The sequence below is a fragment of the Tenacibaculum sediminilitoris genome (assembly GCF_964513795.1).
GTDB lineage: Bacteria > Bacteroidota > Bacteroidia > Flavobacteriales > Flavobacteriaceae > Polaribacter > Polaribacter sediminilitoris.
Window position 1 is genome coordinate 48247 of record NZ_CAZEQR010000022.1, and the last position, 25207, is coordinate 73453.

Here is a 25207-nt window from a genome sequence, read left to right on the forward strand (position 1 = left end):
GATTTAGTGCTTTATAAATTGTAAGTTAGTTTTATTGCAGCCTATCGTGCTTTATCAGTATATAAACGTTTCTAATATAAATAATAAAACCAAATAATTGACCAATAAATAATACAGGGTCTTTTCTAATAACGGCATAACTTAAAATCATAAGAGACCCAACAAGACTTAATAACCAAAAACCTAGAGGTAAAGAAGATTCTTTTTTACGTTCAGAATATATCCATTGATATATAAAGCGAAGCGTAAAAATTACCTGACCTATGCTTCCCCATATTAATAAGTTAAGAGGAATATCCTCATTACGAAACAAACGTTCAACATCAATTTGGTTATTTTTAAAAGAATATAGTGCTATTAAAAAAGGAAAAATAAGTAAAAATCCACGTAAAAGTTTAGGTAGTTTTATCCATGACCCCTGCAATTGCATGTTTCTAATATAAATGAAATACGTCAATGATTGTCCGAGCATAATAGCAAAATCGTCTCGAAACCACCCATAAACAAACAATAAAAAAGAGGCAATTAAGCTTAATTGCCAAAATAATTCAGGGGTTAAAACTTTTTTAACTTTTTCAGATTGAATCCACTGTAATAAAAGCCTTGCTGAAAACAAAATTTGAGCAGCAAAACCGATAATGTATACAAAAGATTTATATGAAAGCCAGTCGCTCATTAGCTAATTTTTGACTTTTCAATAGTATAATTTATATAACTTTTTCGCATCCATCGGTAAGCAAAAGTATCACGTAGAGCTTTTAATGACCTGTTGAAAATATTGAATTTTGAAGTACCTGCAATACGCTCAAAATGTTGTACTTTCAGTTGTTTTATTTTTCCATTCTGTAATAAAATTAAGGCTGGAATAAAACGATGCATCCCTTTAAAGAAAGGAATTTTTTTAGCAACATCAGTATGTAGTACTTTTAGAGGACAACCAGTGTCAATGACACCATCGTTAATTAAACTACGTCGTATGCTGTTAGCAATTAATGACTGTATTTTCTTACTTAACGTATCTTTTCTTTTTCCTCTATATCCAATTACAGCCTGATAGTTATTAATATCTTCTAATAAAATATCAAAGTCATAGGGAGTAGTTTGTAGGTCAGCATCGATATACCCGATTAGTTCGGTGTTAATATGATCAATCCCAGCTTTTATAGCAGCACTTAATCCGCAGTTTTCTTTAAATTTTAAGTATTCAAAGTCAGGGTTGTTTTTACAGATTTCAGAAATTTTATTGAAACTATTGTCGGTAGAACCATCATCAATAAATAAAACTTTACTTTTAGTTTTACTTTTAGAGAAGTAATCAGTAAATGTGCTATATATTCTATCTAAATTATCAATTTCATTAAAAACTGGAATGATGATAGTCATTTTATGTTCCATAGTTCTATATGTTTTTTTAGAAAATAAAAAAACAACATATATATGTTGATTTTTAAGGCTTTACTCTTCCATTGAATGATAAACGTTATTAACGTCATCATCTTCTTCAAGTCTTTCTAAAAGTTTGTTTACTTCTTCTTTTTGTTCATCTGAAATCGCAGTAGTGGTTGTTGGAATACGTTCAAACTCAGAAGAAAGAATTTCTATATTGTTTTCTTCCAAATATTTTTGAATAGACCCAAATTGCTCGAATGGGGCATATAACATTACAGAGTCGTCTTCATCATCCGTAAAAACTTCTTCAACTTCAAAGTCAATCATTTCCATTTCAAACTCTTCTAAATCCATTCCTAATGAGTCTTCTTTTATTTTGAAGTTCACAACGTGATCAAACATAAAAGCTACTGAACCAGAAGTTCCTAAGTTTCCGTTACATTTATTAAAAGCAGCACGAACATTAGCTACCGTACGGTTATTATTGTCTGTAGCAGTTTCTACTAAAACAGCGATTCCGTGAGGTGCATATCCTTCAAATAATACTTCTTTATAGTTTTCAGTATTTTTATCAGACGCCTTTTTAATAGCACGCTCAACATTATCTTTTGGCATGTTTGCAGCTTTCGCATTTTGAATTATAACACGTAAGCGAGAGTTGGTTTCTGGGTTGGGACCACCTTCTTTTACAGCCATAACGATATCTTTACCTATACGAGTAAAGGTTTTAGCCATAGCTGACCAACGTTTCATCTTTCTTGCTTTCCTAAATTCGAATGCTCTTCCCATGTGTATTCTGTTTTAATTTTGCTTGGCAAATGTAACTAATGCTATAAAATATTGCAATTAAAAATGTTTTTTGAAAATTACATCTCCATTTTGTTCGTCATAAGCTTTCCAAGTTCCAATTTGCTTGTCGTTCTTGTAACGTCCTTTAACTTTTATATTTCCGTTTTGATAAAACGATTTATAAGAACCATCTTTTAAGCCGTCATCTAAATCAACTTCAAATTTTAGCTTTCCGTTTTTATAATATTCTTTATAAGATTTAGCACTTAAATCAGAAGGGTGTATTGGTGGAAACTTAAAAAATGTTGTTGAGTTTTGAATGCTTGTAGAGTCTTTATAAGGAGTTAATTTTTGTAGCAATTCTTCTCTTAATTTCTGGTCTTTTTTAATGTTTATTTCAATGTTCTTAGGGTCTTCGAAAACAAAAGAAATGTTACTTTCAAATAATTCATTAGAAGCAATAAGTTGCATTCCAATTTGAGAAAAGCAAGCTATATATGGTTTGTTTTTTTGAAGTTGATGTTGAGTTTTGTTGTCAACTAGGCTTAAAAGGTCTTTGTATGAGTTAGGAGTGTTTACATAAGCAAAGACACTAGATTTTTTCTCAAAATGATAATTAAAATCATCAAATTTTTCTGAGCTTTCAAGTGTGTATCCTATTAAATGATTATTAATAATTTCTTTAATAGTATTTGGACTAGTACTAAAAACTACAAAATCATCAATAATTGTAAAGTAAGGCTTGTCCATTTTAGAAAACATGTTTCCTGCTAACATTTTAAAGAATCCCTTAAGATCAAAAAAGTTAATAGGATAACCTCTGTAATCGATTTGCTTGTATTTTAAAGGGGTGTTTTCTTTAATTTTAGAAAGAACAAACTGAAGATTTTCTTTGGCATCATCAATGTCATCAGCTTTAATAATAGCAGCGATGTCTTTTTTGTTTTTTGAGAGTTCGGTGTTAAAATGAATTAAAGCTATTTCACTACCAATCCAACTATAAATATGTTCAGATACATTTATATCTAATTTATCCTCAATCATAGCAAGCTGATCAGAATATATTTTAAATTCAGCAGGGTTTTCTTGTTGAAGCTTTTCTAAATTGCTGTTAAATGTTTTAAAATCATTAAAAGCGAAACTAAGGTATAAAGAAGTATTTTTAGGAGCAATTTTAGCAGCACTGCGTTTACCAGCTCCAGATTTTTGTAATACTTTTAGGTAGGTATGCGAGTTGCTATTAACATTTGTAAAACCTGTGGCTTGAACTATAACCCCTTCCACAATTGATATATCTAAGCCAGAGTAGAAGAATGCTTCTTTATTTAAGAAATCTAAATTGTTAGAACTGGTAAAACAACTTAAGTAATCTTTTAGATATTTATGCTGTAGGTAAATGTTAAAAAAGCCATCAGTATCTGTTTTCTTTTTTATTTCTAAAAAGTTGAAATCACGACCAATAACTGGATTTAAGTATTGGTCAATTGATTTTTCAACCAGAAGATGAGTATAGGAAGCTATAACCTGATTTTTAATAAAGGAAAGGTGTAAAGTTTCTCTTGTATCTTTATTATACAACTCAATAATTTCGTGCTTTTTATATACTCGTTTGGTTACTTCATAATCTTCACCTGCTAAATTACTTATAGCTCTTTTTAGAAAAATAAGTTTTGAGAATTTTTGTAAATCAGCAACGTATAACAACCCATATTTTCTGGGGCTAAATACATGTACTGAGATAACTAGATTACGTTCACCTATAAAATCAAAAATTTCCTTCTTTGCTTTAAAAGTTTCATCTAAACTATTGAGACCTTCAGATAGCTTATTGATTTGTTGATTTGTTTGAAGATGTGTCCATATTTCACTTGAACTTATTTCATCCCACGTATCAATAGGTCTTTCAGTATCAACTATAAAAACAGCATCATTGGGAATTAAGTAAATAGATTTAATATTATCATTTTCAGATAAAGTGAAAATATAAATTTGGTAAATAACAAAACCAATTACAAGAGCAATAAGACCCCAAAAAACTTTTTTTTTCATACTGTTTTCTGTACTACTTTTAAACCTGTAAAACTCCTAAATTGAATTTCTTTTCAATAGGCGCATGATTAGCAGCTTCTATACCCATAGAAATCCATGTTCTAGTATCTAGTGGGTTAATCACAGCATCAGTCCAAATTCTTGCTGCAGCATAATAAGGAGATATTTGATTATCATATCTCGACTTTATTTTATCGAATAATTCTGCTTCTTTTTCAGGAGTTATTTCTTCTCCTTTTTTCTTTAAGGCGGCTGTTTCTATTTGTAGCAATACTTTAGCGGCAGATGTTCCACTCATCACAGCTAGTTCAGCACTTGGCCACGCAAAAATAAGACGAGGGTCATAGGCTTTACCACACATTGCATAATTTCCTGCTCCATAAGAGTTACCTATAATTACGGTAAACTTAGGAACTACAGAGTTGCTAACAGCATTCACCATTTTGGCTCCGTCTTTAATAATTCCGCTATGTTCAGATTTACTTCCTACCATAAATCCAGTAACATCTTGTAAGAAAACCAACGGAATTTTCTTTTGGTTACAGTTGGCAATAAATCGAGTAGCTTTATCGGCTGAATCATTATAAATTACACCACCAAACTGCATTTCGCTAGGTTTAGTTTTAGCTCCTTTTGATTTAACAATTTTACGTTGGTTGGCAACAATACCAACTGCCCATCCATCAATACGAGTATATCCAGTAATAATTGTTTGACCGTAGCCTGCTTTATATTCTTCAAAATCAGAATTATCTACCAAACGTTTAATGATTTCCATCATATCGTATTGCTCGTTACGTGCTTTTGGTAAAATTCCGAAAATATCATCTTCATTTTCTTTTGGAGGGAAAGCTTCTTTGCGGTTAAAACCAGCTTTGTCATAATCTCCAATTTTATCCATTAAGTTTTTAATGGTGTCTAAAGCATCTTTATCGTCTTTTGCTTTGTAATCGGTAACCCCAGAAACTTCACAGTGTGTAGTTGCTCCACCCAACGTTTCATTATCAATAGTTTCACCAATAGCTGCTTTCACTAAATAACTACCAGCTAAGAAAATACTTCCTGTTTTGTCTACAATAAGTGCTTCATCACTCATAATAGGTAAGTAAGCACCACCAGCAACACAACTTCCCATAACTGCAGCAATTTGGGTAATCCCCATACTACTCATTACAGCATTGTTTCTAAAAATTCTTCCGAAGTGTTCTTTATCAGGAAAAATTTCATCTTGCATAGGTAAATAAACTCCGGCAGAGTCTACCAAATAAATAATTGGCAATTTGTTTTCTATTGCTATTTCTTGAGCTCTTAAATTCTTTTTACCTGTAATAGGAAACCAAGCCCCAGCTTTTACTGTAGCATCATTAGCAACAACAATACATTGTTTCCCGCTAACATATCCCATTTTCACAACTACACCACCAGAAGGACATCCACCGTGTTCTTGATACATATCTTCACCTGCAAAAGCAGCAATTTCAATAGCTTTAGATTTACTATCTAATAAGTAATCGATACGTTCACGAGCGGTCATTTTCCCTTTTTCATGATGTTTGTCGATACGTTTTTGTCCTCCACCTAATTTAATTTTGGCAAAGCGTCTACGTAAATCCGATACTAAAAGTTTATTGTGGTCTTCGTTTTTATTGAAGTTAAGATCCATGGTGAGTTATTTGTTTGCGTGTGCTAAAATAAGAAAAACGATGCATAAAACAAGGTGTTTACATATATGATTGAATGATGTTTTCAATAGTTTTTTCTATTTCTTTATTTCTAGATAGTTTCATTAAAATATACGGTTTAGCTATACGTTCGTTACAGTTTTGTACTGCACAGGTTTCACAGGTAATACCCACTGTTTGCTTAGTGAAAGTGTCTTCATTAAAAAAATGAAGTTTTCGTTTTAAATGTGGAGAAAGTAACATACCTATACTCACGCTGCGGTTAATCTTATCTTTAAAAGGGTCGGCAGTAGCCGCAGATAATACTAAATATTCCTTTTGAGAATCTTCATACGATGATATTTGAATTCCGTGAGCAGATTTTTTTTCTTCGGATTTTTCTAAATCCTGAATCGTTTTAATAGCAATCCATCTTCTGCAATAATGTTCATTGTTACGATTGGCATGTGGAGATTGTTGTTGCGTAATATGTAGTTCTTTTGATAGTCTATGTACAGGAGAACCTTCTTTATGAGTAAAGCGTAAAAAGAATAGGTTTTTAATATTGAAATGTTTAGGTAAGACATTGGTTAAACGTTGATAGAATGTTTCATTAGAACAATTATAGTTTCTAATAATTTTATGCAACTGTAAAGGTTGCCAAGTTTTTAAAGAAAAAAGATGTGTTAGTTTTTGAATTAAATCTTCTTTCGGAATAATTAAAGCACCAGCAAAATAAGAAGCAATAAAATTATTTAATACTTCATCAAAACTCTCAAACTTTATCCAAGGGAAGGTATATAGCCTGTTTTCAATTTGTAAATAATTATAGGCTAGCTCTTTAGCAAAAATAAATGTTTTTTGTGCTTCGTTGATGTCATTATATATGAGTAGCGTTTTATTCTTTGGAATATAAATATTTCTTAATTCAGATAGTTTTTGATGTTTAGACAACTCTTCACTATCAATAGTATACCCATACTCTTCAATTAAAATATCTTCCAAGTCTTTTGAAGTAATAGGTTTTTTTGGGTTTATTTGATAAGCCTTGGTAAAATTAGTAACCTTTGTTTCAATATCTTCAAAATAATTGTTATGCGCTTCTTGATATGAACGCAATGCAGCAAGAAAAAAACTTTCTCTTGTTAAGTTATAGTTTTGTGATATTTTAATAATGGTACTAATAAAGGCATTCACTTTAGCAGGAGCATTGGCAATTATGTCAATTAGGTTGTTTTCTTTAATCCCAAATAAGTCAAGTGGAATCTCTTTTAAAATCTTTGATTGTAAAATTTCACCAATAGGTGCTAGGTTTTTATCTAATTTTAGTGATACTAAGTGGTCGTAAGGCACTTCTAATTTTTCAGAAAGAATAACAATTTTATCAGTTTTTGGGTATTTTTTACCTTTCTCAATTTCGTTTAAATACGATTTCGATAACCCTGTTAATTTTGCTAATCCAAAGAGAGATAGGTTTTTATCTGTTCGTATTTGTTTTAGCTTTAAACCGAAAACTAGTCTGATATATTCTTCTTCCAAAGTGTTTTTATTAAAAGATTCATAATTCAAAGGTATAAAAATTAGCGAATTAATAAAAATAAGTAAATGAACTATTTTTAGCGAACGTTCGCTTTTTTGTTCGAGTTCTTTTTTTTAATATTGAACTGTCAATCAATAAGAAAAATAAAATAGTATGAATCAAGATGTTTTAGCAAAAGAAATTCAATGTGTAGGTTTTGATCAAACCGAGTATAAAAGTGTTTTGACCAATGAAGCCAAAGTGTTTTTAATTCAGCTTCAAGAAAAGTTTAACATTCAAAGACTTCAGTTATTAGCCGAACGAGAAATTGAACAAGCTTATTTTGATGCGGGAAATAGCCCAGCATTTCCTTTAGAAACAAAAGAAATTAGAGAAAGTGATTGGGTATGTGCTCCGTTACCAGAAGATTTGTTAGATAGGAGAGTAGAAATTACAGGACCTGTAGAACGTAAAATGATTATCAATGCTTTAAACTCTGGAGCAAAAACATTTATGGCAGATTTTGAAGATAGTAACTCACCTACCATTCAAAATATTCTAGACGGTCAAGTAAATTTAAGAGATGCAGTAAATAAAACAATTTCATTTTACAATGCTGCAAAAGATAAAGCTTATGAATTAAAAGATAAAGTTGCTACACTATTAGTAAGACCAAGAGGGCTACACTTAAATGAAAAACATTTGTTGATTGATGGTGTAGAAATGTCGGCTTCTTTGGTAGATTTTGGTCTGTACTTTTTCCATAATATTAAAACCCTACAAGAGCAGGGAAGTGCCACTTATTTTTATTTACCTAAACTAGAACATTATAAAGAAGCGAGTTGGTGGAATGATGTTTTTGTATTTGCGCAAGAATATTTAAATGTGCCACAAAAAACAATTAAAGTAACAGTGTTAATTGAAACGATTACAGCAAGTTTTCAGTTAGATGAAATAATTTATGAGTTAAAAGACCATATGGCAGGCTTAAACTGTGGGCGTTGGGATTATATTTTCTCATATATTAAAAAGTTTAGAAATCATACTGGTTTTATAGTGCCAAATCGCTCACAAGTAACCATGAGTAGCCCATTTATGAAAGCATATTCGTTACGAGTTATTCAGTCATGTCACAAACGAGGTGTACATGCTATGGGAGGAATGGCAGCACAAATTCCAGTTAAGAACAACGATGACTTGAATAAAGAGGCTTTTGCAAAGGTTAAGAAAGATAAAGAGCAAGAAGTAAAGAACGGCCATGACGGAACTTGGGTAGCACATCCTGGTTTAGTAGCAATTGCGATGGATGTTTTTAATGCAGCTATGCCAAATGCAAATCAAATAGATAAAAAGTTAGAAGACTTAACAATTACTGAAGAAGATTTAGTGGCCTTACCCGAAGGTACAATTACTGAAAATGGTATACGAGAAAACATCAACGTTGGAATTCTTTATATAGAATCTTGGTTAATGGGACAAGGAGCTGCTGCTTTGTATAATTTAATGGAAGACGCAGCAACTGCAGAAATTTCTAGAACACAGGTATGGCAATGGTTACATAAAAATGTGATGTTAGAAGATGGTAGAAAATTTACAAAAGGAATGTATGAGCAATTCAAAAATGAAGAGCTTAAAAAAATAAAAAATTATGTAGGTGAAGACAGCTACAAAAATGGAAGGTTTGAATTAGCTATTCAATTATTTGATGAGTTAATTTTAAATAAAGAATTTGTTGAATTTTTAACCTTACCAGCTTATAAATATCTATAGAAAAAGCCCTCAAAAATGCGGCAACATTTAAGAGGGCGAGCTATCAATAAAATTAATAACCTTATCAATTACAAAATTATGAAAAATTTAGCACACGCTAATTATAGTTCTGCTTTACAAACTGTGAAAGACTTAAAGAAAAAGTACGGAACAACATGGAATTCAGTTTCTCCAGTAAATGCTGCTAGAATGGTAGCACAAAACCGTTTTAAAACAGGCTTAGACATTGCTAGGTATACTGCTGCTATTATGCGAAATGATATGGCTTCCTACGATGCAGATTCATCTAATTATACACAATCTCTAGGATGTTGGCATGGATTTGTAGCACAACAAAAAATGATTGCTGTTAAGAAACATCATAAAACAACAAGCAAACGTTATTTATATCTATCAGGATGGATGGTAGCTGCGTTACGTTCAGAATTCGGACCGTTACCAGATCAATCAATGCATGAAAAAACAGCAGTTGCAGCATTAATTGAAGAAATTTATGATTTTTTACGTCAAGCAGATGCTATAGAATTAAATGATTTATTTCGAAGATTAGAAAACGGAGAAGATGTACAGAGTGAAATTGATAATTTCGAAACACATATAGTACCAATTATAGCTGATATCGATGCAGGTTTTGGAAATGAAGAAGCAACATATTTATTAGCTAAAAAAATGATTCAAGCAGGTGCTTGTGCTATTCAAATAGAAAACCAAGTTTCAGACGCTAAACAATGTGGGCATCAAGACGGGAAAGTAACCGTACCACATGAAGATTTTATAGCAAAACTAAATGCCATTAGATATGCTTTCTTAGAATTAGGGGTTGACAACGGAATTATTGTTGCAAGAACAGATTCTGAAGGAGCAGGATTAACACAAAAATTACCAGTAAGTCAAGAACCAGGAGATTTAGCTTCTCAGTATTTAGCATTTGTAGAAGCTGAAGAAATTACGATTGATGAAGCAAGAGAAGATGATGTGCTGTTAAAACGTGAAGGAAAGTTAGTGCGTCCTGTACGTTTAGCAAATGGACTGTATAAATTTAGAGAAGGAACTAATATAGATAGGGTGGTGTTGGATTGTATAACAAGCTTACAAAACGGTGCAGATTTATTATGGATTGAAACGCCCACACCTCACGTTGGTCAGATAGCAAATATGGTAAATAGAGTGAGAGCAGTAGTGCCAAATGCAAAATTGGTATATAATAATTCGCCTTCATTTAACTGGACGTTAAACTTCCGTAATCAAGTATATGATGAAATGGTAGTACAAGGGTATGATGTTTCAATGTACGACAGAAATAATTTAATGGATATTGCGTATGATGGTTCAGAACTTTGTCAATTGGCAGATGAGAAAATCCGCACTTTCCAAATAGATGGAGCAAGAGAAGCAGGAATCTTCCATCACTTAATAACTTTACCAACGTATCACACAACAGCGTTGCATATGAATGATTTAACAGAAGGGTATTTTGGAGAAGAAGGAATGTTAGCATATGTAAAAGGTGTACAACGACAAGAGATTAGAAAAGGCGTATCGTGTGTAAAGCACCAACGAATGGCAGGTTCTGACTTAGGTGATGATCATAAAACATTTTTTGCAGGTGATAAAGCATTGAAAGCAGGAGGAGCAAAAAATACATCTGATCAGTTTGAAGCAAAAAATAAAGTAGAATTACAACAAGCACCTGTAGTAGCTTAGTTTGTAAGTAATTCATTCATTTTTAAATATATAAAAACTTATAAAGTTATTATCTTTCAGCTAAATAGCTTTATATTATTTTGAAGTAGAACTCCGCTTGTAAAAGTGGAGTTTTTTTATAGAAATAATTAGCTTCAAATACTAGCTATATCATTTTAGTGCTCCTATAAAAAATAATTAATTTATTTTTTATTACTAAGATTATTGCTCTTATGTATGAAAATGATATACTTATGACTTTTTTTCTGAGATTAACGGATTAATTCTTCAAATTTGAATAATCTGATAATATAATGAATGAAGGTTATTTTATCAGAACTTTTAGGGGTATTAAATACTTGTAATATAATGACAAGATATTTAATGAACTATAATCAATTTTTATTGGCATAGGTGGTATCCGAAAAACCTCTAATAAAAGAGTAGGAATTATTCAATAACTTAACTAATTATGGAAACAGGCACAACTATTGAAATTCATGAAGCAGTTGTAGAGCAACTGAAAAGTATTATAGATGGTAATCCAGCAATGGAAAAAAGTCTTGGAGAATCATTAAAAAAAGCGGTAGAATTATCAAAAAATGGAAGTTCTGACAAAACTATACCACCTTTAAATAAAGAGCTATACAAAGCAATTGATAAAGAGTTTAAAGGAAAAGGGTGGCCAGAAACTGTAGCTACATATTATGACTACTTAGATATCTATGTAAAAATGATTCCTAACGAAAGTAGAGATCCAGAATACCCTAATGCTTGGACAAGTGATGGAACTAAAAATGGATACAACCAAAAAGTATATGATTTACTTTGTCAATCTTATTGGTTAATTGATCAAAAAGATTCAGAAGGAAAAACGATGCAGAGTTATCCTGAGTTTGCTAATTGGTTAGTGAGTTTTGCAAATGCTTGGGGTACTTTTTTAGATACGGAAGCTTCTTTAACAGAAGAAACCTTACAATCGTTTAAAGATGATAAAAATAATCAAGGCGAAAGTGTGTATAATTTTCCTTTGTATTCTGATAATGAAAGTAGTTGGAAAACATTCAATCAATTTTTTTACAGAGAATTTAATCATGCGGATCCAAAAACAGGAATATCTCCTTTGCGTCCTATAGCAGCTCCAGATGATAATACAACTATTGTTTCTCCTGCAGATTGTACTTTCAAGGCATATTATCCAATTGATAAAAAGGGGAATGTAGATGAAATTACGTTAAAAGGAACACATACTATTGGTAGTGTAGATGAGTTGTTAGAGTTTAGTAAGTATGGAGAAAATTTTTATGGAGGTACATTTATTCATTATTTCTTAAGTCCGTTTGATTATCATCGTTTTCATACACCAGTTAGTGGAAAAATTTTAGAAATTCTTCCAGTAGAAGGAAAAGTGTATTTGAATGTTGAAACAGCAGCTGATGGACAGTTTGATGCTCCTGATGGTGGAGAAAATGGATATGAGTTTTCTCAAGCTAGAGGATTAGTAATTATGGACGCGGGGCCTGAAGTAGGGAAAGTAGCTATTTTACCAATAGGGATGTGTCAGGTTTCTGGGGTAGATATGTATACTGAACTACAAGGACAAACAGTAGTGAAAGGTCAAGAGTTTGGTAAATTTAGGTTTGGAGGTTCAGATATTATTATGTTATTTGAAAAACCACCTCATGAACTATATATGTTCCAAAATAATCCTTCGCATATGCCAATTCATTTTCAGTATGGACAAGCTTCGGTTTATTGGAATAAGTAATGTCTTTTAAAAAAGGTAGTTGCCATTTAAGCAACTACCTTTTTTAATTGGTGTAATTTAATAAAGATTAAACTATACTTTTTATCTTGATATTTTAATACTTTTGTTTCTCAATAGATTTTGTGATAGGGGTTATTATCTCACCAGTATGTTTGGTAGATTTTGTTTCAATAAGCATAATTAAACAATCTTCCGAAGAACTAACTCTGTGATTTACACCTTTGGGAACTACAAATAAATCACCCTTTTTCATGGTGAAACTAGGTTGACTCTCTATTTCCATTAAAAGATTTCCATCAATAATATAAAAAAGCTCATCTTCATTTTCGTGATTATGCCATGGAATATCTTCCCCTTTAATTTTGGCGAGCTTAACATATTCATTGTTAACTTCTGAAATTATTTTAGGAGAAAAGTAATTTTTCAATTTTTCAGCTTCCTGTAGGGTATTAATTGTTTGAGTTGTATTCATATCGTAAATTATCAATATTTTGTTTTTAATTCCATTTTAATATTGCAACGTTCATAAGGACAACCTTCCTCAACAGGAATTTCTAAGAAACCAAATTTTCTATAAATGTAAATAGCGTTTTCAAGTCTAGTATTTGAGTATAAAACTAATTTATCAAACCGTTTGTCTTTTGCAAAATCAATACAATGTTGCATAAGTTGTTGTCCTATTTTGTAACCTCTATGTTTTGGAGAAACAGCCATTTTAGTTAATTCATAAACATTAGGTTCATTCATAGGCATTAAAGCAACAGTACCTACAACTTCATTATTTAATTTAGCAAAAAAAATGTGTCCGCCTTTGTCAATAATATACTTATGAGGATTACTTAAAACCTCTTTGTCATAAGGTTCTACATAGAAAAAGGTTTGTAACCATTCAATATTCAAATCATAAAAAGAAGTACTATATTCTTCTTTAAATGTGGTGATTGTCATTGAGTTTAGTGTTGTATTCATTTTTATGTGTTCTATAATAGCTTTGCTAAAGTCCTTTTCGTTAAACTTAATTTCTAATTTATTTATAAGTTCAGTAAGTGAGTCAGATTTAATACTTGTATATTCTTTTAAAATATTTTCAATACCGTTCCATATAGGAGTGATATCCTTTATAAGTTGTTTTCCTTTATCTGAAACAAAAACAACTTTTTTTCTTTTATCTACTTTATCTTCTTTTAAGATAACAAGCCCTTTTTTATAAAGCTTATTAATGGATTGGGTTGTAGATGGTTGTGATGTTTTTAAACTGTTAGTAATTTCGGTATTTGTAACGCCATTTTTATTCTTAATAATTTTAAAAGTTGGAAATAAATAAGGGTCAAAATCAATATTAAACTCATTATATACCAATTGCGTTTCACGCATCAAGTAATCACTAGTTCTTTTTAATCTAGAACCTAAACCAATCTCTCCTAAACTTTTCAATACATCCATAATTTATATAAATACTTATATAAGTGCAAATATATGTGTTTTTTAGAATTCAAACAATTCTTGTAGAATTAAATAAATACCTAGAGAATATATACCGTGGTAAATAATTTTCATATATTTGTTTAATAAATTTAAGAACAAGTAAAATGAAAAGAGATAAAATTATTTTTTACGTAGCTACAGGCTTATTAACATTATTAATGTTTTTTTCGGCAGGAATGTATTTTTTTAATCATGCAGAAGTAGCAAAAATGTTTATGGCATTTGGGTATCCAACATATATTATTTATCCGTATGCAGTAGTCAAACTATTAGGAGTAATAGCTTTGTGGTTTTTAAGAGGAAAATTTTTAAACGAATGGGCATATGCAGGTTTTTTCTTTGCATTTGTTCTCGCTTTTTTTGCTCATATTATGATTGGAGATGGAGAACAACTAGGAGCTGCAATTGCAATGGTACTATTAATAGTTTCATATATTTATAGTAAAAAAATATAATGAGCAACAATCCAACAGCAACAGTTACTCTAACTAGCCGAAATTACTTAGCAGAAAGTAAAATGAGAAATCATTTTGCAGTTATAGATGAACCTTTAGACAAAGGAGGAAATGATAATGGCCCCACTCCTGTAGAATACTTACTTACAGCAATTGGTGGATGTGTATCAATTACCTTACAAATGTATGCAGAAAGGAAAGGTTGGGATTTAGGAAGAATTATAGTAAATGTTAGTCAAAAAGAACAATTAACTTCTGAGGGAATAAAAAAAAGATTAGTAGAAGAAATTTCCTTTGAAAAAGAAGTTACTAATGAGCAACGTCTAAAACTATTAGAAATTGCAGGTAAATGTCCCGTAGCAAAAATGGTGAAAGGAGCAACAGAAATAGACTCAAAAATAACAACATAAAATGAAGAAAATAATCGCTTTTGCAGGTAGTAATAGTAAAAAATCAATTAATAAAGAATTAGTAACCTACGCTTCAAGTTTACTAAAGGATGCTGAGGTTACAGTAATAGATTTAAATGATTATCCATTACCTATCTATGGGATTGATGAAGAAATGGAGAATGGTATACCAGAAAACGCAATAAAATTCCTAGAAAAAATTAAAGAAAAAGATGGAGTAATTTTATCGCTAGCAGAGCATAATGGAAATTTTACAGTAGCTTTCAAGAACATATATGATTGGATGTCACGTGTAGAACAAAAACTATGGCTTAACAAACCTATGTTGTTGCTATCAACCTCACCAGGAGGTAGAGGAGGGGCTTCAGTTATGCAAATTGCTAAAAATGGATTTCCACATATGGGAGGTAATATCATAACCGATTTTTCTTTACCAAAATTTTATGATAACTTTAAAGATGGAAGTGTTGTAAATGAAGAGTTTAATAAAAAGATAAAAGAAGCAGTTACCACTTTCTTAAAAGCAGTATAAACATAAAAAGTAATAGTATGTCAGAAGCAAAAGAAATTATAAAAAAATATAGTAATAATGATATCACTGTAATTTGGAAACCCAGTATGTGTATCCATTCAAAAAAATGCTGGAAAGGTTTACTGCAAGTCTTTAATCCTCAAAATAGACCCTGGGTAAACATGGATGGAGCAACTACAGAAAGAATAAAAAAACAAGTAGAAGAGTGTCCGTCAGGAGCCTTATCATATACTTCAAAAAAAGAAGGCAGTCCTGTAGCAGCTCATACAGAAACTAAAGTAGAAGTATTAGAAAACGGCCCTCTATTAATTTATGGAACCTTGCATGTAACCAATCTAGATGGAACAACAGAGAAGAAAAACAAAACAACTGCTTTTTGTAGATGTGGAGCTTCCCTTAATAAACCTTATTGTGACGGTACGCATGTAAAAGTTGAGTTTAAAGGATAATTGAGAAGATTAGAGTAAAAAATGTTTCTTTTCATTATTTGCAAAGAATTTATTTTCCTTGGTATGTAAATGTTGTTTTTGTATTTTTGCATTCAAAATAAGGAAGCTAAAATAAAGATAGTTTTATATGGAAGAAAAGGATATGCACACACTGTTGCATATAAAAAAATCCTAAAATCTGTAGAAGTACTACTTGACTGCAAAGATGTTTCTGTTGATAATGAAGCAAAAGAACATAGTAAAGAGCTTTATGAAGGACAAGTGAAGTGCCCAACTTTATTTGTTGACAACGAAGTGTATTTAACACCATCATCAAATACGTTTAATAAGTTAATGTTAGACTTAATGTTAAAAGGCTAATCTTATCTAATTCAACAATAAAACAAGGGGCTAGTAGCTAATAGCTAATAACCAAAACAATGGGAGATATTTCAAAAGACATCAATTCAAAATTTCAAAATAATAAAGTTAAAGCATTCATTAATATTAAATATACTGCTAATTGGATAAATAGTAAAGAGAATAAGTTCTTTAAGCAGTATGGTATTTCACCACAACAATTTAATATTCTTCGTATTTTAAGAGGAGCAAAAGAAGCGATAAAAGTTCAAACAATAAAAGATAGAATGATTGAACGCGCTCCTAATGCCACGAGGTTGATGGATAAATTATTTGAAAAAAAATTAATAGATCGAGTACGATGTAAACATGATAGAAGAGTAGTGTACATAAGTATTACACAAGAAGGTAATAAACTATTAAAAGCTATCGACAATAATCTACATTTAGATTTTATTGATAATCTTACAGAAGAAGAAGCTCTTCAGTTAAGTAATTTACTGGATAAAATAAGATAACTTTAAGCATCAAATAACGATTTTTCCCTTGGTCGTATCTATTAAAATATTAGTTAGTGTATTTAAGAATTTGTTTTTAACCTAAATTAAAAACAATAGAAGGTAAAATATAATAAACTAATAAAGAGGATAACTAAATTTAAAAATATAAATTTACTCGAAGAAAATTTCTTCGAGTTTTTTATTTTCTAAAAAATCGTATCTTGCAATTTGTTATGCATGCATAATACTTTATAAAAACACGACAATGAAATACAAACATATTTTTGAACCCCTAGATTTAGGTTTTACAACCTTAAAAAATCGAGTATTAATGGGCTCAATGCATACTGGACTAGAAGAAGAGAAAAATGGAATAAAACGTATTGCTGCTTATTATGCAGAACGTGCTAAAGGTGGAGTAGGTTTGATTGTTACAGGAGGAATCTCTCCAAATATTCAAGGATGGACAGCTCCTTTTTCTGCTCGTATGAGTACAAAAAAACATGTACGAGAACATAAAAAAATAACAGAAGCAGTACATAAAGAAGGAGGTAAGATATGTATGCAAATTTTACATTCTGGACGTTATGGCTATCATCCATTCAATGTAGCACCTTCAAAAATTAAATCACCAATAACTCCTTTTAAACCTTTTGCCTTAAAGCAATCGGGAATACGAAGAACTGTAAAAGACTTTGTAAACTGTGCTAAACTATCACAAGAAGCAGGATATGATGGAGTAGAAATCATGGGGTCTGAAGGATATTTAATTAATCAGTTTATAGTTACAAGAACTAATAAAAGAACTGATGATTATGGAGGGAAGTATGAAAACAGAATTCGTTTAGCTGTTGAGTTGGTACGTAAAACTAGAGAAGCTGTTGGAGAGAAGTTTATCATTATTTATCGTTTATCAATGTTAGATTTGGTAGAACAAGGAAGTTCTTGGGAAGAAGTAGTACAATTAGGTAAAGAAATAGAAAAGGCAGGAGCTACAATTATTAATACAGGTATTGGTTGGCACGAAGCACGAATTCCTACCATTGCTACATCAGTTCCTAGGGCAGCATTTACTTGGGTAACTAAAAAAATGAAAGAAGAATTGTCTATTCCATTAATTACCTCTAATCGAATTAATATGCCTGATACTGCTGAAAAAGTATTAGCAGAAGGACATGCAGATATGGTTTCAATGGCACGTCCATTTTTAGCAGATCCAGAATGGGTAAACAAAGCCAAAGAAGAAAGAGTAGACGAAATAAATACGTGTATAGCCTGTAATCAAGCTTGTTTAGACCATGCTTTTCAGAAAAAAGTGGCAAGTTGTTTAGTAAACCCAAGAGCATGTCATGAAACAGAGCTAAACTACAATCCAACATCAAAAAAGAAAAAAATAGCAGTTGTAGGTGCAGGACCAGCAGGATTAGCAGCTTCAACAGTAGCAGCACAAAGAGGACATGATGTTACTTTATTTGATGCAGATAAAGAAACAGGAGGACAATTCAATATTGCAAAACAGATTCCAGGAAAAGAAGAGTTCTATGAAACCATTCGCTACTTTAATAAGCAGCTAGAATTACATAAGGTAAATTTAAAGTTAAACACAAGAGTTTCTGCAGAAGACTTATATAACGGTAATTTTGATGAGGTTATTTTAGCTACTGGAATAATACCTAGAACACCAAGAATTGAAGGTGTAGAGCACGAAAAAGTATTGAGTTATATTGATGTTGTAAAATTAAAGAAACCTGTAGGTAAGCGTGTTGCGGTTATTGGAGCAGGAGGAATTGGTTTTGATGTTTCAGAATATTTAGCACACGAAGGTGAAAGTACTTCACAAAATATTGATGCTTGGCTCGAAGAGTGGGGTATTGATAAAAGTCTAGAAGCACGTGCAGGTATAGAAGGAGTTACTCCAAAAATACACCCATCACCTAGAGAAATTTTTATGTTTAAGCGTAGCGAAGGAAAATTTGGAGCCAATCTAGGAAAAACTACAGGTTGGATTCATCGTTCGGTATTAAAAAAGAAAAAAGTACAATTTATAGGAGAGGTACAGTATACAAAAATAGATGATGAAGGTTTACATTATGTTCAAAAGGAAGAGCAAAAAGTATTGCCAGTTGATAATGTAATTATTTGTGCTGGTCAAGTCCCATTCAAAGAGTTATTAGAACCGCTAGAAGCGAAAGGAATGAAAGTTCATGTAATTGGAGGAGCAGATTTTGCGTCAGAATTGGATGCTAAAAGAGCCATAAACCAAGGAAGTAGACTGGCAGCTGAAATTTAGTTTTAGCTGAAATTTAATAATAGAAAAAAGTCTTACTGTGGTAAGACTTTTTTTATGAGAGAAACTAAAGTGAATAAGTCTAAATAATTACCGATATTTGTAGCTCAAATTTTTTGAAAAAAGTAAATTATGGCAATGAATAAAAACACTGTTCTTGGTTGGGCAACGCTTATAATGGTATTAATGGGAATTTTACTTATTGGATTAGCAGTATTTAAATATGATGAAATAGCTGGTTATGGTTTTGGTGCTGTTGGTTTAGGATTTTTTGCAAATGCATGGGTGTTTAACGCCTTAAAAGGAAGAGTTTAATTAAAGAAAATATAGAGAAATGAGCGACGATAAAAAAGTCATTTTTTCAATGAATAAGGTCTCTAAGACCTATCAAAGTACAGGAAAACAAGTTTTAAAAGATATTTATTTAAGTTTCTTTTACGGAGCTAAAATTGGTATTTTAGGTTTAAACGGTTCAGGTAAATCTACCTTATTAAAAATTATAGCTGGAGTAGAAAAAAATTACCAAGGAGATGTTACTTTTTCTCCAGGATATAAAGTAGGATACTTAGAACAAGAACCTAAGCTTGATGAAGATAAGACAGTAATGGAAGTTGTAAAAGAAGGGGTTGCAGAAACAGTTGCTATTCTTGATGAATACAACAAAATCAACGATATGTTTGGTTTAGAAGAAGTGTATTCTGATCCAGACAAGATGGAAAAGTTAATGAATCAACAGGCTGAGTTACAAGATAAAATTGATGCTTCTAATGCATGGGAACTTGATACGAAGTTAGAAATTGCAATGGATGCATTACGTACACCAGATGGAGATAAGAAAATAGGAGTATTATCAGGAGGAGAGCGTCGTCGTGTAGCTTTATGTCGCTTATTATTACAAGAACCAGAAATTTTATTATTAGATGAGCCTACCAACCACTTAGATGCTGAGTCTGTACATTGGTTAGAGCATCATTTAGCGCAATATAAAGGAACTGTAATTGCTGTAACACACGACCGTTATTTCTTAGATAATGTTGCAGGATGGATTTTAGAATTAGATAGAGGAGAAGGGATTCCATGGAAAGGAAATTATTCTTCTTGGTTAGATCAAAAATCACAACGTTTAGCACAAGAAAGTAAAACAGCTTCTAAGCGTCAAAAAACATTAGAGCGAGAGTTAGAATGGGTACGTCAAGGAGCAAAGGGACGTCAAACAAAGCAAAAAGCACGTTTGAAGAATTATGAAAAATTAATGAGCCAAGACCAAAAGCAAACGGAAGAAAAATTAGAAATTTACATTCCTAATGGTCCACGTTTAGGAACCAATGTAATTGAAGCTACAGGTGTTTCTAAAGCTTATGGAGATAAGTTATTATATGAAAACTTAGAGTTCAATCTTCCGCAAGCGGGAATTGTAGGTATTATTGGCCCTAACGGGGCAGGTAAAACTACTATTTTCAGAATGATAATGGGAGAGGAAACTCCAGATGCTGGAAGTTTTCAAGTAGGAGAAACTGCTAAAATTGCCTATGTTGATCAATCACATTCAAATATAGACCCTGAAAAGTCTATCTGGGAAAATTTCTCAGAAGGTCAAGATTTAGTCATGATGGGAGGAAAACAAGTAAACTCAAGAGCTTATTTAAGTCGTTTTAACTTCTCAGGAAGTGAGCAAAACAAAAAAGTAGCTACTTTATCAGGAGGTGAGCGTAACCGCTTGCACTTAGCCATGACCTTAAAAGAAGAAGGTAATGTGTTGTTATTAGATGAGCCTACCAACGATTTAGATGTAAACACATTAAGAGCTTTAGAAGAAGGTTTAGAGAATTTTGCTGGATGTGCTGTAGTAATCTCGCATGATAGATGGTTTTTAGATCGTATTTGTACACATATTTTAGCTTTTGAAGGTGATAGTCAAGTATATTTCTTTGAAGGATCTTTCTCTGATTATGAAGAGAATAAAAAGAAACGTTTGGGCGGTGATTTAATGCCAAAACGTATCAAGTATAAAAAATTAATTAGATAATTTCTTTAATTAAATTATATAAAAATAAAACTCGAAGTTAGCAGCTTCGAGTTTTCCTTTTTCTATAACAATTGTCCCCCCAATGCAAAACTTTCTTGTAAATAGTTTTCCATAGTATAGTAGATTGTATTAATGATAAATAATCATCAATTATTATACCTAAAAAATAAATAAATATTTTTTTTATTGAAAAAAATGTAATTTAAAATGATTTTAATTAATTATTGTTGACTTTTAGTTGTTTATGTTTTTTTGAAGAAAATAAGTGTTTTTTTAGGACGGCATATGTTTTTTAGTTTAGTAGCATTTTTGAAAGTATCCATCAACACAACAATATGGTACGTCAGTAATACAGTTTACAGGAGAAGGGTACTGGCTGTTACAGGTCAAACCTTCCTTAGGGCATACGCTAGTAATTCCACCAGTAATAAACTTTTGCTCAGATGTTTTTAATATTGAGCCCATGTTTGAAATATTTTTTAACATAATCATAAATTTTAAAGTTGTTATAAATTTATACAACAGGGCTTGAGTAAACCGTTAAAAAAACGTAATAAAAGTAAGGAGATTACATACTTTTTTAAAAGGAAAGGCAAGTAGGTTAATAATTTTTTCTTCTAAGTTTATTTAATAAAAACTTTTAAAAGTCTGTTTTATAATTACTATCATGAACATAGTGTTCAAGTATAAGGAATTATTAATAATTGATAGTTATGAAGTGCTTCAGAAGGTTGCTTAAACTGTGTAGTAAAAGAGAGGCGGTTACCTTTATTATAAACTTATCTAAGAATAAATTTTGTGTAAAAAAACAAACCTCACCAATTGGTGAGGCTTATCAATTTTTATATACTTTCTAAAAAATATATATATCTTATAAGTGAATCACTTCATCATACGCATCGGCAACAGCTTCCATAACCGCTTCACTCATCGTTGGGTGAGGGTGGATAGCTTTTAATACTTCATGACCAGTAGTTTCTAATTTACGACCTAAAACGGCTTCCGCAATCATATCAGTAACACCAGCACCAATCATGTGGCATCCTAACCATTCACCATACTTAGCATCAAAAATAACCTTTACAAATCCGTCAGGAGTACCTGCTGCTTTTGCTTTACCAGATGCAGAGAATGGGAATTTACCAATCTTTAATTCGTAACCAGCTTCTTTAGCTTGGTCTTCTGTTAAACCAACAGAAGCAATCTCAGGAGTAGCATAAGTACAACCAGGAATATTTCCGTAGTCAATTGCTTCAGTATGTAAACCTGCTATTTTTTCAACACAAGTAATTCCTTCTGCTGAAGCAACGTGTGCTAGTGCAGGACCAGGAGTTACATCTCCAATCGCATAGTATCCAGGAATGTTCGTTTGATACCAGTCGTTTACTAAGATTTTATCTCTATCAGTAATAATTCCAACATCTTCTAAACCAATATTTTCAATGTTTGTTTTAATTCCAACTGCAGATAATACGATGTCTGCTTCTAAAATTTCTTCTCCTTTTTTAGTTTTTACGGTAGCTTTTACTCCATCACCAGAAGTATCAACAGATTCAACAGAAGAGCTTGTCATTACTTTAATTCCAGCTTTTTTGAAAGAACGCTCCATTTGTTTAGAAACATCCTTATCTTCTACAGGAACAATTGTTGGCATAAATTCAACCACAGTTACATCCGTTCCCATTGAGTTATAGAAGTGCGCAAATTCAACTCCAATAGCACCAGAACCTACAACAATCATCGATTTAGGTTGTGTTGGTAAGCTCATAGCTTCACGGTAACCGATTACTTTTTTACCATCTTGAGGTAAACTAGGTAACTCACGAGAGCGTGCTCCTGTAGCAATAATAATATTGTCAGCTGAATATTCAGTTACTTTACCATCTTTATCAGTAACATCTACCTTTTTTCCAGCTTTTACTTTACCAAAACCGTCAATGATATCAATTTTGTTTTTTTTCATTAAGAACTGAACACCTTTGCTCATTCCTTCAGCAACACCACGACTACGCTTAATAACTGCCTCAAAATCTTTATCGATAGCTTCAGCTTTTAAACCGTATTCATCAACATGTTTTAAATAATCATATACTTGAGCAGATTTTAATAATGCTTTAGTAGGAATACATCCCCAGTTTAAGCAAATTCCACCTAAGTTTTCTTTTTCAACTACAGCGGTTTTAAATCCTAATTGAGATGCTCTAATGGCAGTTACATAACCTCCAGGACCACTTCCGATTATTAATACGTCGTATTTCATGTCGTTTATTTTTACTTGTTGTTTGTTAATTATTACATTCTTTCAGGAACTTGAATTCCTAATAAATTGAATGCAGATTTTATGGTGTCAGCTACTTTTTTAGATAACTGAACTCTAAATATTTTTTTATCTTGATTTTCTTCTCCTAAAATTGATACGTTTTGATAGAATGAGTTGAACTCTTTTACCAAATCGTATGTATAATTGGCAATCACAGCTGGTGAATAATTACTCGCTGCTTGCTGAATTACTTCAGGATACAATTCTAATTGCTTGATGAGTTCTTTTTCTTTCTCGTGTAATTCCACTTCGACTCCGCTCAGTGAACCACTGTAGTCAAAGTCAGCTTTACGTATGATAGACTGAATTCTTGCATAGGTATATTGTACAAACGGACCTGTGTTTCCTTGGAAATCTACCGATGCTTGTGGGTCAAACAAAATTCTCTTTTTAGGATCAACCTTTAAAATGAAATATTTTAAAGCTCCTAATCCGATAATTTTATACAACTCCTCTTTTTCTTCGGTTGAATATCCTTCTAATTTTCCTAATTCTTGTGAAATTTCACGAGCTGTATTCGTCATTTCGTCCATTAAATCATCGGCATCAACTACAGTCCCTTCACGAGATTTCATTTTCCCAGAAGGTAAATCCACCATTCCATAACTTAAATGGAATAATTGTTTTGCCCAAGAATAGCCTAGTTTTTGTAAGATTAAGAACAATACTTTAAAGTGGTAATCTTGTTCGTTACCTACAGTATACACCATTCCGTTTACATCAGGAAAATCTTTAGAACGTTGAATAGCAGTCCCAATATCTTGCGTCATATACACTGCTGTTCCATCAGAACGCAACACTAGTTTTTCGTCTAGTCCTTCCTCAGTTAAATCACACCAAACAGAACCATCTTCCTTTTTGAAGAAAACACCATTTTTAAGTCCTTCTTCAATAACATCTTTTCCTAGTAAATAGGTATTACTTTCGTAGTATAACTTGTCAAAGTTAACACCGATGTTTTCATACGTAACGTCGAAACCTTTGTATACCCATCCATTCATCATTTCCCAAAGAGCAACCACTTCTTTATCACCAGCTTCCCATTTACGTAGCATTTCTTGTGCTTCAACAAAAAGTGGAGCTTGTTTTTTAGCATCGTCTTCAGAAATTCCTTTGGAAACTAATTCAGCTATTTCTTTTTTATACTCTTGATCGAACTTTACATAGTAATTACCAACTAGTTTATCACCTTTTAATCCAGTAGATTCAGGTGTTTCACCATTTCCAAATTTTTGCCAAGCCAACATTGACTTACAAATATGGATACCCCGATCGTTGATAATTTGTGTTTTGTAAACTTTATGTCCCGCAGCTTTTAAAATTTCAGCAACCGAATATCCTAATAACACATTACGAACATGCCCTAAGTGTAAAGGTTTGTTGGTGTTAGGAGAAGAATACTCTACCATACGTGCATCCGTATCGTCTTCTTTCACAAAACCATAAGTTGAATTCGTAGCTATTTGATTAAAAAAGTTTACGTAGAAAGAATCGTCAACTACTAAGTTTAAAAAACCTTTGATTACATTGTAGCTAGTAATTTCGTTGATGTTTTCAACCAAATACTTTCCTAAATCTTCACCAATTTGAACAGGATTTCCTTTTTTGTACCGTAGTAATGGGAAGACAACAACAGTAATGTCACCTTCAAAATCTTTACGGGTTGCTTGAAATTCTACAGTTGGAATTTCTACATTATACAAGGCTAAAAATCCTTCTTTTACTTTCGTTTCTATTAACGATTGAATATTCATTGGTTCTTTTTAATTGTCGCAC

At 31.7% G+C, this 25207-nt stretch carries 23 protein-coding genes; 12 read left to right on the forward strand and 11 right to left on the reverse strand.

Features of this window, described 5'->3' with window-relative positions; genetic code table 11:
- Positions 1-31 precede the first annotated feature (31 nt).
- Genes ACKTSW_RS07295 through ACKTSW_RS07320 form a run of 6 tightly spaced genes read right to left on the reverse strand, consistent with a single transcriptional unit; the run spans position 32 to position 7427 of the window.
- Positions 32-676 (reverse strand): lipid-A-disaccharide synthase N-terminal domain-containing protein, encoded by a 645-nt coding sequence (locus tag ACKTSW_RS07295; RefSeq protein WP_408024620.1) that lies wholly within the window; start codon positions 674-676, stop codon positions 32-34.
- Entirely contained in the window at positions 676-1395 is a 720-nt protein-coding gene (locus ACKTSW_RS07300; RefSeq protein WP_408024621.1) for a glycosyltransferase family 2 protein, read from the reverse strand. Before ACKTSW_RS07300 ends, ACKTSW_RS07295 begins: the two co-directional genes overlap by 1 nt.
- Before the next feature lie 60 nt (positions 1396-1455).
- Positions 1456-2178 carry a YebC/PmpR family DNA-binding transcriptional regulator gene (locus ACKTSW_RS07305; RefSeq protein WP_408024622.1) on the reverse strand — a complete coding sequence of 241 codons (723 nt, stop codon included), beginning with the start codon at positions 2176-2178 and terminating at the stop codon, positions 1456-1458.
- 57 nt (positions 2179-2235) lie between these two features.
- Entirely contained in the window at positions 2236-4227 is a 1992-nt protein-coding gene (locus ACKTSW_RS07310) for a DUF3352 domain-containing protein (RefSeq protein WP_408024623.1), read from the reverse strand.
- Between the two features lie 19 nt (positions 4228-4246).
- Positions 4247-5890 carry an acyl-CoA carboxylase subunit beta gene (locus ACKTSW_RS07315; RefSeq protein ID WP_408024624.1) on the reverse strand — a complete coding sequence of 548 codons (1644 nt, stop codon included), beginning with the start codon at positions 5888-5890 and terminating at the stop codon, positions 4247-4249.
- A 58-nt stretch (positions 5891-5948) separates the two neighbouring features.
- Positions 5949-7427, reverse strand: a complete 1479-nt coding sequence (locus tag ACKTSW_RS07320; protein WP_408024751.1) for a helix-turn-helix domain-containing protein — start codon at positions 7425-7427, stop codon at positions 5949-5951.
- A 154-nt stretch (positions 7428-7581) separates the two neighbouring features.
- On the opposite strand from ACKTSW_RS07320, the gene aceB reads away from it, so the two are divergent.
- The 3 genes from aceB to ACKTSW_RS07335 all read left to right on the forward strand — a co-directional run bounded on the left by aceB (position 7582) and on the right by ACKTSW_RS07335 (position 12628).
- The gene (aceB, locus tag ACKTSW_RS07325) at positions 7582-9177 is read left to right on the forward strand and encodes a malate synthase A (RefSeq protein ID WP_408024625.1); all 1596 of its coding nucleotides are present in this window, start codon (positions 7582-7584) and stop codon (positions 9175-9177) included.
- Positions 9178-9255: 78 nt separating this feature from the next.
- The gene (locus ACKTSW_RS07330; protein ID WP_408024626.1) at positions 9256-10881 is read left to right on the forward strand and encodes an isocitrate lyase; all 1626 of its coding nucleotides are present in this window, start codon (positions 9256-9258) and stop codon (positions 10879-10881) included.
- 451 nt (positions 10882-11332) lie between these two features.
- On the forward strand, positions 11333-12628 hold the full coding sequence (locus ACKTSW_RS07335; RefSeq protein WP_408024627.1) for a phosphatidylserine decarboxylase: 1296 nt from the start codon (positions 11333-11335) through the stop codon (positions 12626-12628).
- A 94-nt stretch (positions 12629-12722) separates the two neighbouring features.
- On the opposite strand, the gene ACKTSW_RS07340 is transcribed toward ACKTSW_RS07335, so the two are convergent.
- Complete coding sequence (locus tag ACKTSW_RS07340; RefSeq protein ID WP_408024628.1) at positions 12723-13100, reverse strand: cupin domain-containing protein; 378 nt, start codon at positions 13098-13100, stop codon at positions 12723-12725.
- 11 nt (positions 13101-13111) lie between these two features.
- On the reverse strand, positions 13112-14071 hold the full coding sequence (locus tag ACKTSW_RS07345) for a bifunctional helix-turn-helix transcriptional regulator/GNAT family N-acetyltransferase (protein ID WP_408024629.1): 960 nt from the start codon (positions 14069-14071) through the stop codon (positions 13112-13114).
- A gap of 146 nt (positions 14072-14217) precedes the next feature.
- Here ACKTSW_RS07345 and ACKTSW_RS07350 point away from each other — a divergent pair, with 146 nt between their 5' ends.
- From ACKTSW_RS07350 to ettA, 9 genes are all read left to right on the forward strand, one after another.
- Positions 14218-14568, forward strand: coding sequence for a DoxX family protein (locus ACKTSW_RS07350; RefSeq protein WP_408024630.1), 351 nt, complete (start codon positions 14218-14220; stop codon positions 14566-14568).
- Positions 14568-14978 (forward strand): OsmC family protein, encoded by a 411-nt coding sequence (locus ACKTSW_RS07355; RefSeq protein ID WP_408024631.1) that lies wholly within the window; start codon positions 14568-14570, stop codon positions 14976-14978. The genes ACKTSW_RS07350 and ACKTSW_RS07355 overlap by 1 nt, the downstream gene beginning before the upstream one ends.
- A gap of 1 nt (position 14979) precedes the next feature.
- A complete protein-coding gene (locus ACKTSW_RS07360; protein ID WP_408024632.1) occupies positions 14980-15510 on the forward strand; it encodes an NADPH-dependent FMN reductase in 531 nt (176 codons plus the stop codon).
- Between the two features lie 17 nt (positions 15511-15527).
- Complete coding sequence (locus tag ACKTSW_RS07365) at positions 15528-15959, forward strand: (4Fe-4S)-binding protein (RefSeq protein ID WP_408024633.1); 432 nt, start codon at positions 15528-15530, stop codon at positions 15957-15959.
- 78 nt (positions 15960-16037) lie between these two features.
- Positions 16038-16319, forward strand: coding sequence for a glutaredoxin domain-containing protein (locus ACKTSW_RS07370; RefSeq protein ID WP_408024634.1), 282 nt, complete (start codon positions 16038-16040; stop codon positions 16317-16319).
- Positions 16320-16378: 59 nt separating this feature from the next.
- On the forward strand, positions 16379-16816 hold the full coding sequence (locus ACKTSW_RS07375) for a MarR family winged helix-turn-helix transcriptional regulator (RefSeq protein WP_408024635.1): 438 nt from the start codon (positions 16379-16381) through the stop codon (positions 16814-16816).
- 247 nt (positions 16817-17063) lie between these two features.
- Positions 17064-19088, forward strand: a complete 2025-nt coding sequence (locus ACKTSW_RS07380) for an oxidoreductase (RefSeq protein WP_408024636.1) — start codon at positions 17064-17066, stop codon at positions 19086-19088.
- Positions 19089-19223: 135 nt separating this feature from the next.
- Positions 19224-19400, forward strand: coding sequence for a CAL67264 family membrane protein (locus ACKTSW_RS07385; RefSeq protein WP_231128403.1), 177 nt, complete (start codon positions 19224-19226; stop codon positions 19398-19400).
- A gap of 19 nt (positions 19401-19419) precedes the next feature.
- Positions 19420-21111, forward strand: coding sequence for an energy-dependent translational throttle protein EttA (gene ettA, locus ACKTSW_RS07390; protein ID WP_408024637.1), 1692 nt, complete (start codon positions 19420-19422; stop codon positions 21109-21111).
- 297 nt (positions 21112-21408) lie between these two features.
- Here the strand turns inward: ettA and ACKTSW_RS07395 are convergent, their stop codons facing one another.
- The 3 genes from ACKTSW_RS07395 to argS form a co-directional block, all read right to left on the reverse strand.
- The gene (locus ACKTSW_RS07395; protein WP_408024638.1) at positions 21409-21597 is read right to left on the reverse strand and encodes a hypothetical protein; all 189 of its coding nucleotides are present in this window, start codon (positions 21595-21597) and stop codon (positions 21409-21411) included.
- Positions 21598-21982: 385 nt separating this feature from the next.
- On the reverse strand, positions 21983-23371 hold the full coding sequence (lpdA, locus tag ACKTSW_RS07400; protein ID WP_408024639.1) for a dihydrolipoyl dehydrogenase: 1389 nt from the start codon (positions 23369-23371) through the stop codon (positions 21983-21985).
- A gap of 32 nt (positions 23372-23403) precedes the next feature.
- The gene (gene argS, locus ACKTSW_RS07405; RefSeq protein ID WP_408024640.1) at positions 23404-25185 is read right to left on the reverse strand and encodes an arginine--tRNA ligase; all 1782 of its coding nucleotides are present in this window, start codon (positions 25183-25185) and stop codon (positions 23404-23406) included.
- Between the last annotated feature and the right edge of the window lie 22 nt (positions 25186-25207).